Origin of the sequence: Sphaerotilus hippei (assembly GCF_003201595.1) — a bacterium.
Taxonomy (GTDB): Bacteria; Pseudomonadota; Gammaproteobacteria; order Burkholderiales; family Burkholderiaceae_C; genus Sphaerotilus; species Sphaerotilus hippei.
The window spans coordinates 1-12,663 of the sequence record NZ_QJJS01000009.1; the positions used below are offsets into that span (position 1 = coordinate 1).

Genomic DNA, 12,663 nt, shown 5'->3' on the forward strand with positions numbered 1-12,663 from the left:
TCTTCGCTGATGTCGCTCGGGTAGGGTTTTCTGGTCACGATTTCAGGCTAGCTCTGGCCCACCACGGCCCGGGGGAAAGTTCATAACACGCTCTAATGACCACATCCGCTTTTTCGTCATCGTCCAGGCGCGCCGCGTCCTTCGCCACGAAGCCCGGCTCACCGTTCCCCAAAATTTGGGAGCGGCCACCTTGCCGGCCGCCTATCCACCCCAGGCTGTCGCCTTGCGCTTGTACATGCGGTTCTCGTCCAGCTCTTCCGCCGACACCTCGAAGCAGACATCCGCGATGGGCTCGGCCTTGATGACGTCCCGGATGACATCCAGGGGCGCCCTCAGGACGGAGGGACGGGGGTACATGTCGCCGGACTTGTGTTCCCAGTAATAGAAAACTTTCACCTTGCCGTCAGCTTGCATCGCATCTTCCTTTAACTGCTTAGAGAAGCGGCCGGATTGTATGCACTGACGCCCCATTGCGGTGCGTCGTTTACCTGAGCCTTACCGACCGAGGGTCCGGCTTGGATCGTAGCGCTTCGGGGGCGGCCGGGGCGGCCACCTTAGCTTCCAGCTCCTGCCAGCGGTCGACGACCTTGGCGCGCAGGACCACCGAGTAGCCCGTGACCAGGATCATGGTCTCGCGGTGCGGGAGGTTGAAGACCTTGAGCGGGCGGCCATAGGCGTCCTGGGAGATGCCCCCAAAACTGGGGACATCTCCGCCGAGGTCATCCAGCATCTCGCGGATGTCCCGCAGGACGTGGTCGTGGCGCTTCCCGGTCAGCTCGGCAATCTCGCGGCTGCTCATGGTGAGCGGGGTGTTATCGCTATCCCGCCGACGGCGGAATATCTCGACGCAATGGGCCGTTGGCGGTGGTGAACCGCCCCGGGGCCACTGCAAATCCGGGACGATCCACTCACGGAGCGGCTGGTGAAAGCCCTTTCATCACCGACTTGAACAGCAAGTCGCTGACTGCTTCAATTTCCTTGCGCGAGGCACCCAGGTGCACCAAGGAGAGCGCCCCCTGGGAAGCCGCCCAGACGGCACGCGCCGTAGCGTCGACCGGCCCTTGCAGGCGGCCCATATCCACCAGACGCTGAACCCGTGATTGCATCAGCGCATAGGCCTCGGCAACCAGCGCCGGTTGACTTCGCACATGCAGTGAGAGCAGCGCATAGAGCGCCGGGCGCTTGAGCGCGAACTCAAGCGCGACATCCCAGCCTGCGCGGAGTTGTTCCAAAGGGTCCTCTACGGCGGTGGACTGTTGTTTGCGCCGCATGAAGTCAGCCAGCCCCCGACGGACGAGCGCTTGCTCCAGACCGTCCTTGTCGCCGAAGTAGTGGTAGAGCGTCGGAGACTTGACACCCGCCGCCTCGCAGATCGCACGCGTGGTCAAGCCACCAGGGCCTTGCGCCTCAAGCACCGTCAGGGCAGCGTCCAGGATTGCAGTTTCGTTGTTCATCGTCATCTCTGGAATTCTGGATCGCTTGACCCATCTGTATCATCGATATAAGATCTGTATATCAACGATACAGATAGGCACTTCATGGCATCCACATGCATGGTCACAGGCGGCTCCGGGTTCGTCGGAAGCCGGTTGATCGAACGTCTGATCACTCAAGGTTGGCAGGTTCGTGCACTGGCACGCAGCTCAGATGCCGCGCGAATTGTAGAGAGGCGAGGTGCGCAAGCCGTGACCGGTTCCCTGGACGACGCGGCTTCGCTCACGAACGCTTGCCGCGGCTGTGACGTGGTCATCCATGTGGCGGCGCACTTCAAGTTGTGGGGTGACCCTGCCGAGTTCGAACGGTCCAACGTCAAGGGCACGGCCAATCTGCTGCAAGCGGCTGCCGCCACATCCGTCAAGCGATTCATGCAACTGGGTGCGGCGGCCGTGGTGATGGGCGACCCGACGCCGATGCTGCGAGCCAACGAGTCGCTTCCACGCCAGGAGCGAGGGTGGGCGCCCTACAGCGTGTCCAAGGCCCGCAGCGAGGCCATGGTGCTGGGTGCGAATCGTCCTGACGTCTTCGAGACGGTCGTCGTGCGTCCGCCCATGATCTGGGGGGCCGGAATGCCAACCCTGGAGCACATGGCCGAGACCGTGAAAGCGGGCCAGTTCCGGTGGGTGGGAGATGGATCTCAGGCCATGTCCACCGCCCACGTCGAGAACGTCTGCCATGCGCTGGAACTGGCGATCACGAAGGGTCGCGGCGGCGAAGCGTATTTCGTGAGCGATGACGCTGACAGCACGCTCAAGGAGGTCATCAGCGGGCTGCTGATGACCCGTGGCATCGATCCGCCGCAGGCGTCGGCGCCGCTGCCAGTTGCCTGGCTCATGGCGACGGTCATGGAATGGATCTGGAGGACCTTCTCGCGCAAGGGCGAGCCGCCCATCACGCGTCAGATGCTGCGACTCATCGGTGAGCCCTTCACGCTGGACATCACCAAGGCGCAGCGGGAACTCGGGTACCGGCCCGTCATGACCCGGGCGCAAGGACTCAGGGACATGGGAGGCGCTTGAGCCGCCGAACCGCAGCGCAAGTGCAAGCCTCAGGCTGCGTCCCATCGACACCACGACATTCCGCCCGCCCACCCACCAGCAGGTACGGCGTGATCTTCCATCCCTTCACACCAGGAACCAGGAGCAACCCATGCGCAGATTTGTCACGCCCATCACCGCAGCTCTGCTGCTCACCACGGCACAGGCCCAGAGTACCGAAAAGGTGTCTTCTCCGATCGGCCTGTGGCGGACCATCGATGACAAGACCGGACAGCCTCGCGGCATCGTTCGTGTCTATCAAGCCGATGGTGGATATTCCGCGCGCATCGAGCGCAGCCTCACGGCAAGCGAGAACGGCCGCAAGTGCACCGCCTGCACGGATGAGCGCAAGGATCAGCCCTTCGTCGGTCTGGTGCTGATGCGCAACGTCCGGCTCGACCATGGCAAGTACGGCGGAGGGGACATCCTGGACCCGAACACGGGCTCCGTGTACCGCTGCAGCTTCGCGCTGGAAGATGATGGAAAGACGCTGGCGGTTCGCGGGTATCTCGGCGTGTCCCTTTTCGGAAGAACCCAGAAGTGGCAGCGCGAGCCCGGTTGATGGGAACTGCCGCTGCAGGCTTGGCGGCTCTGGCGGGACCGGTGGGTTGCACCATGCGACACACCGGTCCTGCGAGCGATCACGTTGATGGTCACGCCCGTCCCGATGCTGAGCTGTCCCAGGTTGGAAGCGCGTCGCTGCGGCGCAGCAAGCACAAACCTGTATTTGCAAACATGACTAGACGACCGGTCTAATTCGACATATAGTTGCACCATGCCTTGTCAGAGACGGGCCGCAAAGTCGGTCTGACAGCAGGATCTTTCCGCACTTCCCATGGAGTGCTTTTTTTGAAACCGGTTACTAGCCGACCGGTCTATTCTTTATCAAGTGGAGTAAGCAATGAAAGTTCTGATGGTTCTCACCTCGCACGACCAACTCGGCAACACCGGCCGCAAGACCGGCTTCTGGCTCGAAGAGCTGGCCGCTCCGTACTACGCCTTCAAGGACGCGGGCGCTGAAATCGTGCTGGCCTCGCCCCTGGGTGGACAGCCGCCGCTGGACCCGAAGAGCAACGAGCCGATGTTCCAGACCGAACTGACCCGCCGCTTCGAGCAGGATGCCGACGCCACCGCGCAACTGGCGAGCACCGTGCGCCTCGACAGCGTCACCCAAGCCGATTTCGACACGGTCTTCTACCCCGGTGGCCATGGCCCGCTGTGGGACCTGGTGGTGGACACGCACTCCATCGCGCTGATCGAGTCCTTCATCGCCGCGGGCAAGCCGGTCGGGCTGGTCTGCCACGCCCCTGGCGTGCTGCGCGACGTCAAGGCGCCCGACGGCCGCCCCCTGGTGGAAGGCAAGCGGGTCACCGGCTTTGCCAACACCGAGGAAGATGGCGTGGGCCTGACCGATGTGGTGCCCTTCCTGGTCGAGGACATGCTCATCGCCCAGGGCGGCACCTACTCCAAGGGCGCCGACTGGGGGTCTTACGTCGTCACCGATGGCCTGCTGATCACGGGCCAGAACCCCGGCTCGTCGGCCGAGGCGGCCCAGGTGCTGCTCACCCAGCTCGCTGCGGCCGTCTGACGCCACCCCGCCCCAGTCCACGCTCGAAGGATTCCCCATGGCCACGCCACACCCCGTCGCCCGCACCGGCCACCAGTGAGGCGGCATGGGCCTGGCCATCGGGTGTCAGGCCCCTCATTTAGACGACCGGTCTAATCTCGACTAGGATGTGACCATGGCCAGCAGCACACACGAATCTTCGGACGTCCGCGACGGCATCCTCGCCGTCGGTCAACGGATCATGGCGAGCAAGGGCTTTTCCGGGGTCGGCATCAACGAGATCCTGACGACCGCCAGCGTCCCCAAAGGCTCCTTCTATCACTACTTCGCGTCCAAGGACGCGTTCGGCCAGGCCCTGCTCACCACCTACTTCGACCAGTACCTGGCGGAGATGGATCGCACGCTCGGCCGCACCGGATCGTCCAACGCACAGCGCCTGCTGGCCTACTTTGGCGATTGGCGTGACGGCCAGTCGCATCAGGATTGCCAGGGCAAATGCCTGGCCGTGAAGCTCGGCGCCGAGGTGGCGGACCTGTCCGAGACCATGCGCACGGCCATGCAACTGGGCACCTCCGGCATCGTGGCCCGTCTGGCCCGGGCGATCCAGGCAGGGCAGGCAGACCGGTCGCTCACCGTGGACGCGGACCCGGCGGAGCTGGCGGAAAGCCTGTACCAGCTCTGGATGGGGGCGAGTGTGCTGGCGAAGGTGGCGCGCAATGCCCAGCCCTTCGATGTGGCCATGGCCACCACACGTCGGCTGCTGCAACTGCCGGGCTGAGCCCCGATGCCAGGCGCTTCCCGCGAAGCGCCTTCTTTTCATCCCACTTCATAGACGACCGGTCTAGTAGTCGGTCGGCAAAGGACAGCCTCATGCCCGCTCTGATGGCGACGCCGCCGGCGTTGCCCCTTTCCCATGCGCGGCGCGCGCAAAGCCGAAGCGCCGCCACCCCGGCCGGCCTCAGCCTCCCGGCGGCCATCGTCGTCCTGGTGCTGGTCGCCACCAGCCTTCGCCCGGGCATCGTGTCCATGGGCCCGGTGCTCGGACAGCTTCGCGGCGAGTTCCACCTCAGCAACGCGCAGGCCTCGCTGCTGACCGCGATCCCGACGCTGCTGATGGGCTTGCTGGCCATCCCGACGCCTTGGTTGTCCAGACGCTTCGGGCGCCGCCGCGTGGTGCTGTCAGCGCTCGTGGTGCTGAGTCTGGCCACGCTGCTGCGCGCCGCTGCCGCGTCCCCGGGCTGGCTGTTCGTCAGCACGGCGGGTGTCGGCGCGGGCATTGCCATCGCCGGCGCGCTGATGGCCGGCTTCGTCAAGGCCCACCACCCGGGCCGCGCGGCGCTGCTGATGGGCGTGTATGCGGCGTCGCTGGGCCTGGGCAGCACGGTCACCGCCGCCCTGACAGGGCCCGTCGCTGCGCTCAGCGGTGGATGGCGCGCGGCGACCGCCATCTGGGCCGTGCCCGGTCTGGTCGCCATCGCGACCTGGCTTCATGCATCGCGCTCTGAAGATGCGCAACCGCGGCCTGAACGGGCAAGACCCGACCCCGCGAACCGGCACCCCGCGCGCTTGCTCAGGGGCTGGCTGGTGGCGCTGTACTTTGCAGCCAACAACTTCCTGTTCTTCGGCCTGCTCGCCTGGCTGGTGCCGATGAGCCAGTCGTTCGGCGCCTCTGCAGCCCAGGCAGGATGGATGCTGGCCGGCTTCACCACCGTCTTCATGCTGGCCAATCCGATGCCGGCGCTCTGGCGCACGGGCCCCGACCGCCGCTGGCAGATCGCCGGGTTTGCCGGTGCCTTCCTGCTGGGCATCGGCTGGCTGATCGCCGCGCCACATGCGCAAGGCTGGCTGCCCATCGCGCTTCTGGCGCTGGGCATCGGCGGATCGTTCTCGCTGGGAATGACACTGCCGCTGGACAACGCCGCCGACGCCGACCACGCCAACTCGTGGACGTCCTTCGTGCTGGCGGTCGGTTATGGCCTGGGGGCGCTCGGCCCACTGACCCTCGGGCTGGTGAGCGACCGTACGCACAGCTTCGTGCCGGCCCTGTGGATCCTGGCCGCAGCGGGCGTTCTGAAGCTGGTGCTGGCCCCATTCCTTTACCGCGAGCAACGCCGGTCGTCGGCTCAAGGAGCTCAGCACCTGCGTGAAGCGCGCAGTGTCGCGTGCCGCCGCCACCCGGACCTGTGCTGACCGGTTGCTCGCTGGCGGTGAACTCGAGTTCGCACTGCGGCACCACGGCCGGCCCTTGCTGGCACCGCGACAGACAGACATGCGGCGCGTCACCTGAGCCACCCGATGGCTACACCCCCCGCAGCACGCTGAACTCGCGGAACAGCCTGGCGGGCATCGGCCGGACCAGGCGCCAGTGGATGGTCATCGGGCGGTCTCCCTCGGCCGACTCCAGCACCACCGGCCCACAGGCGCGATAGGCATCACCCTTGCGCGCGCGGACAAAGAGCTGGAACTGCCATCCGTCTTCGGCACCATGAAGGTAGCGGCGCCCGGCGGTGGTGTCTGGTCCGGCGCTGTTCTGGGTCTGCCAGTGGAAGCGCTCGGCGCTGATCGCGTAGTCGTGATAGGCGATGCGGTCGTGGTAGCCCTCGCTCTTGTCCAGTGTCACGAAGAGCAGCTCGGTGCGTCGGGCCGCCAGCACCAGCACACCGGCCTGGAACGGGCTCCGCCGCTCGGCAGTGAGCCAGCCCACCGCCGTCAGGATCTCGCGGATCCCGTAGCCCGCATGCAGGACCAGCGTGGTGTCCTCCAGGCCGGGCAGCGCCGCATCGGGCAATGTCGAGCGGGCCTGCAGCCAGGCGGTCAGTTCACGCAATTCTTCGGCGATGCCGGGCTGCGCATGCAGCCGCTCGACAAACTCCGCCGCATGGCCCCGCTGCTCCTGGCGGCCATCGATCTGGTAGGCCAGCATCTGCACCGCGCCGGGGGCCTCGGCCACGGCCCGTCGTGCGCCCGCCAGGTCCGTGGCCACGGCTTCGATGACCCCCAGACGGCGTGGGTCGTCAACGTGCAGCAGGTCCGCGAAGCGGCGACTGAAATACTCATCCTCAGGCCCGGGTTCCGCGGCCAGCAAACCAGCCTCACGCTTCAGGTTGGTCCAGCCACTGCGCCCGGAACCGGTCGACGCGCGGTAGACATCGTCCAGTTCCAGCGCCTGGTCCTGGAGAAAACCGGCCAGCGTGACCGCCGTGCGCCCACGCAGCGCCACATGAGCCTGCAGCTCGGTCTTCAGGCGCCGCCAGTTCTGCACGGTCAGCGCACGCAACCCCTGCAGCACCTGTTCACGTGTCTGTCGCTGCAGATGGATGTGGCAGCCCGGCGGCAGGCTGCCAAAGCCCTGTTCCACACCCGCCAGCAGCTCCCGGCGCGACAGGCCCGTCAGGCCGGACAACAAACGGTCGAAGCGGAAGTCGGCACGGTGCTGGCCGACAAAGTCCAGCACCAGGCAACTCTCCTTGCCGGGCGCCAGCCGCAAGCCACGGCCGATCTGCTGCTGGAACAGCACGGCGCTCTGTGTCGGCCGCAGCAGCAGCAAGGTGTCCACGGCCGGCATGTCCACGCCCTCGTTGTAGAGGTCGACGGTGACCAGCACACACAGCTCACCGCTGGCCAGGCGTTGTGGTGCCCGCCGGCGCTCATCGAGCGGCGTCTCCCCGACAACACAGGCCGCGGGCAATCCCGCTCGATTCAGACGATCGGTCATGAACTGCGCGTGAGCCACGGACACGCAGAACATCAGCGCTCGACAGCGACGCGCGTCCGACGCCAGCCGTCGCCACTCGTTCATCACCAGCCGGGCACGGATGTCGTTGCCCGTCACCAGCTGGTCGATGACCTCCCGTTCACCCGGTCGGCTCCACGGCACGGCCGAGAAGTCGGTGGCGTCGTCGCAGGCGTAGTACTCGAACGGTGCCAGCAACTGCAGATCCAGCGCATGCCACAGGCGCAGTTCCACGGCGGGCGCGCCGTCCGGGCGCATGTCGAAATACGGGGCGATCGGTTGGCCATCGCTGCGCTCGGGCGTGGCGGTCAAACCCAGCAGCACCCGAGGGCGGACCTCGGTGGCCAGGGCGTGAAATCGCTCGGCCGCCACACGGTGGCACTCGTCGATGACGATGGTGTGCCAGTGCTCCGGCCCCATGCGATCGATCAGCTGGCGGCTGGTGATGCTGTCGATCGTCGCGAACAGGTGGTCCAGGCGTTCAGGCTGCACCCCACCCGACAGCAGTTCACCAAACTCGGGGTCGCGCAGCACCTCACGGTAGGTCCGCAAGGCCTGGCGCAGGATCTCGTCGCGATGGGCCACAAACAGCAGGCGCGGGCGACCGCCTTCCTGGGTGCAGGTGCGCCGGTAGTCGAACGCCGCCACGACGGTCTTGCCCGTGCCCGTGGCCGCCACGACCAGGTTGCGACACCGCCCGTGCGCCCGCTCCATGGCCAGCTGCTCCAGCATGTCCTGCTGGTAGGTCTTGGGCTGCAGATCAAAGAACGACAGGGCCACCGGCCCTTCGCTGCCAAAAGTCTCCCGGCCCAGCGCGGCCACCAGCGCCTGTCGATGACCGGCGTCATCGGGGTCGTAGTGCTGGAATTCGCTGTCCGCCCACAGCGTTTCGAAGTGAGCCGAGGCCCGATCGAACAGCACCTGCTGGGCGCGCTGCGTCAGCTTCACCGTCCACTCCAGGCCACCGGTGAGGGCCGCCCCCGACAGATTGGCGCTTCCGACGTAGGCCGAGCCGAACCCGCTGCGGCGGTGAAACAGCCAGGCCTTGGCATGCAGCCGGGTGCGCCGGCCATCCAGTGACACCCGCACCTCACAACCCGGCAGCCGGGCCAGCTCGTCCAGCGCACGCGCCTCCGTGGCACCGGTGTAGGTGGTGGTCAGGATGCGCAAACGGGTCGACAGCCCGCCTCGGGCGTCGCTGGCGGTGATCTGCTGCAGCACGTCCTGCAGCTTGCGCACGCCCGACACCGTGATGAAGCTGACCAGGATGTCCACCTGATCCGCCGACGCCAGCTCCTTGCGGATCTCCTGCAGCAAGGACGGCGACCCCTTGCCCGCCGTGAAGAGCCAGGGCACGGCCAAACCCAGCTCCGGCGCCTGCGGGAACTGCCGGTCATGCCGGATCGAGCGCAGGACCTGCGGTGGCGTCGCGATCATCTCGACCGCTTCGGCATCCGCAGGCCGCTGCGCCTGCAGGCGCTGGCGCAGCAAGCCCAGCAGCGCGTTGACGATCTCGACCTGGCGCAGCACCGCCGCCCCATCCTGCCCGCCTGCATCGGCCAGCGTGCCGGAGAGCTGCCGCGTCAACGCATCGAGCACCAGCTCAAAACGCCCACCGTCGTAGGCCGCCACATCGGACTGCGCGGCATCCAGACCGGCCAGCTGACGCTCGGTCAGCAGCAACTCGTAAAGGCCTTCGGGCAACGTCACTGCCGCTCCCCGCGTCCATCGGCCACCCGCGTGCCAAACCACCAGGGCAACAAGGCCACCAGCCCCAGCAGACCTTCAAGCAGACTCGACTTGCGACGTCTGGACATGGCGCTCTCCCCGACAGCACATTTTTGGAATCTCGCCATTCTTGCCGGGCGGGATCCGCTTGGAGCGCCCGGCAACCCAAAATGCGAAAAAGTGCCGTTCAGCGACCGCATGCGCTGGCTGCCAGCTCGCAGCCGATGAAGCTCGCGCGGACTGCAAAGACCGGAGCGAGTCATGCATCGACGATGCCATCGGCGCCGGTCAGCGTCCATCAAGGTGAAGTGACTGGGAGAGGTGAAGATGGTTGGGTTCGACCCGCTGTGGCCGCTGATCGTGCCGCTGGTGATGGCTGCTTGGCAGCGATTGCCGTCCCTCGCTGCACTGATCCGAATACCCGCTGTTGTCCGTAGAACAGTCATTCACTCCGACACAAATGGCGTACACAGTCCCAGAACCATGAGTGGACAGACGAGTTCGAACTTGACCTAAGGATGGTCTGCATAAATCGCCATCCGACGTGCTTGCTCCTGTCGTGAACGCCTGAGACGATTGCCCCCATGAAACAACAAAGCCTCGGCCTGGGCCAGTCCACCAAACGCACGCGCCGGCGGGAGTTCCTCGGCGAGATGGAGCAGGTCGTGCCGTGGGCGGATCTGGTGGCGCTGGTGTCGCCGCATCTGCCCGAAGGTCGGCGCGGTCGCCCGCCGTTTCCCGTGGAGGCGATGCTGCGCATCCACTTCATGCAGCAGTGGTTCAACCTGTCGGACCCGGCGATGGAAGATGCGCTGCACGACGTGCCGCTGTTTCGCGACTTCGCCGGGCTGGGCGGCTGGGACGACCGCGTGCCCGACGAATCGACCATCCTGAGGTTTCGTCACGCGCTGGAGAAGCACAAGCTGGCCACCCAGATCCTGCAGACCGTCAACGACCTGCTCGGCGCCCGGGGCCTGCTGCTCAAGCAGGGCACGGTGGTCGACGCCACGCTGATCGCGGCACCCAGTTCGACCAAGAACGCCAACGGCGAACGCGATCCGGAGATGAAGCAAAGCAGGAAAGGTCAGCAGTGGTACTTCGGGATGAAGTGCCACATCGGCGTGGACGCCGAGTCGGGCCTGGTGCACACCGTGCGCGGCACGGCGGGCAGTGTGGGCGACGTGGTCGAGGCCAACAGCCTGCTGCAAGGCGAGGAAACCGTGGCGTTCGGCGATGCCGGATACCAGGGCGCTCACAAGCGGGCCGATGCCAAACCGGAAGTGACCTGGCATGTGGCGATGCGCCCGGGCAAGCGCAAGACGCTCAACCCGAGCCAGCCGATCGACGCCTTGACCGAGCGCATCGAGCAACTCAAGGCCAGCATCCGGGCCAAGGTCGAGCACCCGTTCCGGGTGATCAAGCGCCAGTTCGGGCATGTGAAGGTGCGCTACCGCGGACTGGCGAAGAACACCGCTCAGTTGCACACGCTGTTTGCGCTGGCCAATCTGTGGATGGCGCGGCGCCAATTGGCAGGAGTCGGGGCATGAGTGCGTCCGGAAACGGCGCACCGGGTGGCAAAGGCCACCTCCGATACCCGTTTCCAGCGTTCGTGGCATCACATGGCCTTGGGTTCAGCGGTCAAGCACGCTGGGTGGCGATTTCTGCAGAGCGTCCCTAACGCAACACCCTGAACTTGAGCCGGCGCATGCTCTGTGACCCTCAACTTGATGGGAGTCCATCATGGAAACCTCAGGCTCCGCTGTTCAACATGCACCATGGAACAAGGGCAAGATCGTTGGCCAGAAGGCTCCCTTCAAGTTGAAAGATATCTGGGCGTTGCGCGTGCGCCTGCAGCTTGAAGGCAGGGTTCGCGAACTGGCGCTCTTCAATCTTGGCATAGACAGCAAGCTGCGTGGTTGCGACCTGGTGACACTCAAGGTCCGTGATGTGCGCCACGGCGACCAGATGGCCACGCGAGCCATCGTCATGCAACACAAAACACAGCGACCAGTGCAGTTCGAAATCACGGCGGGCACCCGTGATGCCCTGCAGAACTGGATCAAGCAGGCCTCATTGAAATCAGATGACTTCCTGTTTCCCAGCAGGCTTCATGAATCGCCCCATTTGGGCACGCGGCAGTACGCGCGAATTCTGGGGCACTGGGTTGACGAACTGGGGCTTGACCGAGCCGACTATGGGACGCATTCCATACGAAGGACGAAGGCGACGCTGATCTATCGGCGCACCAAAAACCTTCGAGCTGTGCAGTTGCTGCTTGGGCATGCCAAGCTGGAGTCCACCGTGCGGTATCTGGGTATCGAAGTCGATGACGCCCTTGAAATATCCGAACAGACAGAAATTTGACGCTGGCGTCGACGGGACTATCGCCCCACGGACGTAGGGCTCCGGCCTCAAGAAGTGCATCAGGCGGTCGGGTTGGCCCGGGGTTCTCTTTCCGTGGGCCACAAGTCTTGAAGACTTTGCCGCGTGTCAAAGTCTTTTCCCGCTGTGAGCTGGGTACGACACCGCGCCAGAACGGTTGATGGCTTTCAGGACCGCTTATCGTGTTCGAGACCTCCGATGAAAGACAACCATGGCTGCCACGGCGATGGCAAGGTAGTTGGTGACCATGAACCTCGGGGTGTTCCAAGCGACGCCATCCAACCCCCAGTAGGTCACCGGATAGAAAACCGGTGATGGATAGAAATCGGCCGAGTGCGTGAACACGTCGATCAGCACATGGGACCACCAGCCCCACAGCGGCAGCCAGAAGCGGCCCAACCAGAGCCAGAGACCCCATGTGACTGCGCCCGCCACCAACGCGCTGTGCATCACGCAGTGCAGGTGGTGGGTCAGGCCGGCGAGCATCGGTGATAGCGGTGGCTCGTACCCGGGCAGTGCATTGGCGTAGGCCAGCAGCACACGCCAGCCATCCATCGACGACAACGCCAGTGCGAGCAGTGGTGCGAACTGGGGCAGATCAGGCAGCACCGCCAGCCCCACCGCCAGCCCGACGGTGCGGCGGTCCAGCGGCCGGCGCTGGTGCCAGGCCGCGGCGCCCAGGCCCGCCCACAGTCCGTGCGCAAGGATGTCCATGGCGT

12 protein-coding genes are annotated in these 12,663 nt (G+C 65.5%); 7 read left to right on the top strand and 5 right to left on the bottom strand.

Annotated features, from left to right (window positions below):
- Positions 1-201: 201 nt before the first annotated feature.
- The 3 genes from C7444_RS10800 to C7444_RS10810 form a co-directional block, all read right to left on the bottom strand.
- A complete protein-coding gene (locus C7444_RS10800; protein WP_110400878.1) occupies positions 202-414 on the bottom strand; it encodes a hypothetical protein in 213 nt (70 codons plus the stop codon).
- 70 nt (positions 415-484) lie between these two features.
- Positions 485-799, bottom strand: coding sequence for a Rha family transcriptional regulator (locus C7444_RS10805; protein ID WP_110400879.1), 315 nt, complete (start codon positions 797-799; stop codon positions 485-487).
- A 109-nt stretch (positions 800-908) separates the two neighbouring features.
- Complete coding sequence (locus tag C7444_RS10810; RefSeq protein ID WP_110400880.1) at positions 909-1,460, bottom strand: TetR/AcrR family transcriptional regulator; 552 nt, start codon at positions 1,458-1,460, stop codon at positions 909-911.
- Between the two features lie 93 nt (positions 1,461-1,553).
- Here C7444_RS10810 and C7444_RS10815 point away from each other — a divergent pair, with 93 nt between their 5' ends.
- The 5 genes from C7444_RS10815 (at position 1,554) to C7444_RS10835 (ending at position 6,291) form a co-directional block, all read left to right on the top strand.
- On the top strand, positions 1,554-2,516 hold the full coding sequence (locus C7444_RS10815) for an NAD-dependent epimerase/dehydratase family protein (protein ID WP_245909524.1): 963 nt from the start codon (positions 1,554-1,556) through the stop codon (positions 2,514-2,516).
- 130 nt (positions 2,517-2,646) lie between these two features.
- Complete coding sequence (locus tag C7444_RS10820; RefSeq protein ID WP_110400882.1) at positions 2,647-3,096, top strand: DUF2147 domain-containing protein; 450 nt, start codon at positions 2,647-2,649, stop codon at positions 3,094-3,096.
- A 339-nt stretch (positions 3,097-3,435) separates the two neighbouring features.
- Positions 3,436-4,122, top strand: coding sequence for a type 1 glutamine amidotransferase domain-containing protein (locus tag C7444_RS10825; RefSeq protein WP_110400883.1), 687 nt, complete (start codon positions 3,436-3,438; stop codon positions 4,120-4,122).
- 154 nt (positions 4,123-4,276) lie between these two features.
- Complete coding sequence (locus C7444_RS10830; protein ID WP_110401016.1) at positions 4,277-4,879, top strand: TetR/AcrR family transcriptional regulator; 603 nt, start codon at positions 4,277-4,279, stop codon at positions 4,877-4,879.
- A gap of 92 nt (positions 4,880-4,971) precedes the next feature.
- The gene (locus C7444_RS10835) at positions 4,972-6,291 is read left to right on the top strand and encodes an MFS transporter (protein WP_211317527.1); all 1,320 of its coding nucleotides are present in this window, start codon (positions 4,972-4,974) and stop codon (positions 6,289-6,291) included.
- Between the two features lie 109 nt (positions 6,292-6,400).
- Here the strand turns inward: C7444_RS10835 and C7444_RS10840 are convergent, their stop codons facing one another.
- Positions 6,401-9,544, bottom strand: coding sequence for a DEAD/DEAH box helicase (locus C7444_RS10840; protein WP_110400884.1), 3,144 nt, complete (start codon positions 9,542-9,544; stop codon positions 6,401-6,403).
- Between the two features lie 602 nt (positions 9,545-10,146).
- Here C7444_RS10840 and C7444_RS10845 point away from each other — a divergent pair.
- Positions 10,147-11,109: an IS5 family transposase gene (locus C7444_RS10845; protein ID WP_110400885.1), complete on the top strand. Its 963-nt coding sequence runs from the start codon at positions 10,147-10,149 to the stop codon at positions 11,107-11,109.
- A 193-nt stretch (positions 11,110-11,302) separates the two neighbouring features.
- Positions 11,303-11,926: a tyrosine-type recombinase/integrase gene (locus C7444_RS10850; protein WP_110400886.1), complete on the top strand. Its 624-nt coding sequence runs from the start codon at positions 11,303-11,305 to the stop codon at positions 11,924-11,926.
- 195 nt (positions 11,927-12,121) lie between these two features.
- Here C7444_RS10850 and C7444_RS10855 read toward each other — a convergent pair whose 3' ends face one another.
- Positions 12,122-12,658, bottom strand: a complete 537-nt coding sequence (locus C7444_RS10855) for a metal-dependent hydrolase (RefSeq protein WP_110400887.1) — start codon at positions 12,656-12,658, stop codon at positions 12,122-12,124.
- Positions 12,659-12,663 lie beyond the last annotated feature (5 nt).

What these genes read in the sequence shown, in the direction of transcription:
- C7444_RS10815 (WP_245909524.1), top strand. Translation starts at nt 1,554, where the DNA reads ATGGTCACAGGCGGCTCCGGGTTCGTCGGAAGCCGGTTGATCGAACGT.
- C7444_RS10845 (WP_110400885.1), top strand. Translation starts at nt 10,147, where the DNA reads ATGAAACAACAAAGCCTCGGCCTGGGCCAGTCCACCAAACGCACGCGC.
- C7444_RS10855 (WP_110400887.1), bottom strand. Translation starts at nt 12,658, where the DNA reads ATGGACATCCTTGCGCACGGACTGTGGGCGGGCCTGGGCGCCGCGGCC.
- C7444_RS10800 (WP_110400878.1), bottom strand. Translation starts at nt 414, where the DNA reads ATGCAAGCTGACGGCAAGGTGAAAGTTTTCTATTACTGGGAACACAAG.
- C7444_RS10820 (WP_110400882.1), top strand. Translation starts at nt 2,647, where the DNA reads ATGCGCAGATTTGTCACGCCCATCACCGCAGCTCTGCTGCTCACCACG.
- C7444_RS10805 (WP_110400879.1), bottom strand. Translation starts at nt 799, where the DNA reads ATGAGCAGCCGCGAGATTGCCGAGCTGACCGGGAAGCGCCACGACCAC.
- C7444_RS10825 (WP_110400883.1), top strand. Translation starts at nt 3,436, where the DNA reads ATGAAAGTTCTGATGGTTCTCACCTCGCACGACCAACTCGGCAACACC.
- C7444_RS10830 (WP_110401016.1), top strand. Translation starts at nt 4,277, where the DNA reads ATGGCCAGCAGCACACACGAATCTTCGGACGTCCGCGACGGCATCCTC.
- C7444_RS10810 (WP_110400880.1), bottom strand. Translation starts at nt 1,460, where the DNA reads ATGACGATGAACAACGAAACTGCAATCCTGGACGCTGCCCTGACGGTG.
- C7444_RS10850 (WP_110400886.1), top strand. Translation starts at nt 11,303, where the DNA reads ATGGAAACCTCAGGCTCCGCTGTTCAACATGCACCATGGAACAAGGGC.
- C7444_RS10835 (WP_211317527.1), top strand. Translation starts at nt 4,972, where the DNA reads ATGCCCGCTCTGATGGCGACGCCGCCGGCGTTGCCCCTTTCCCATGCG.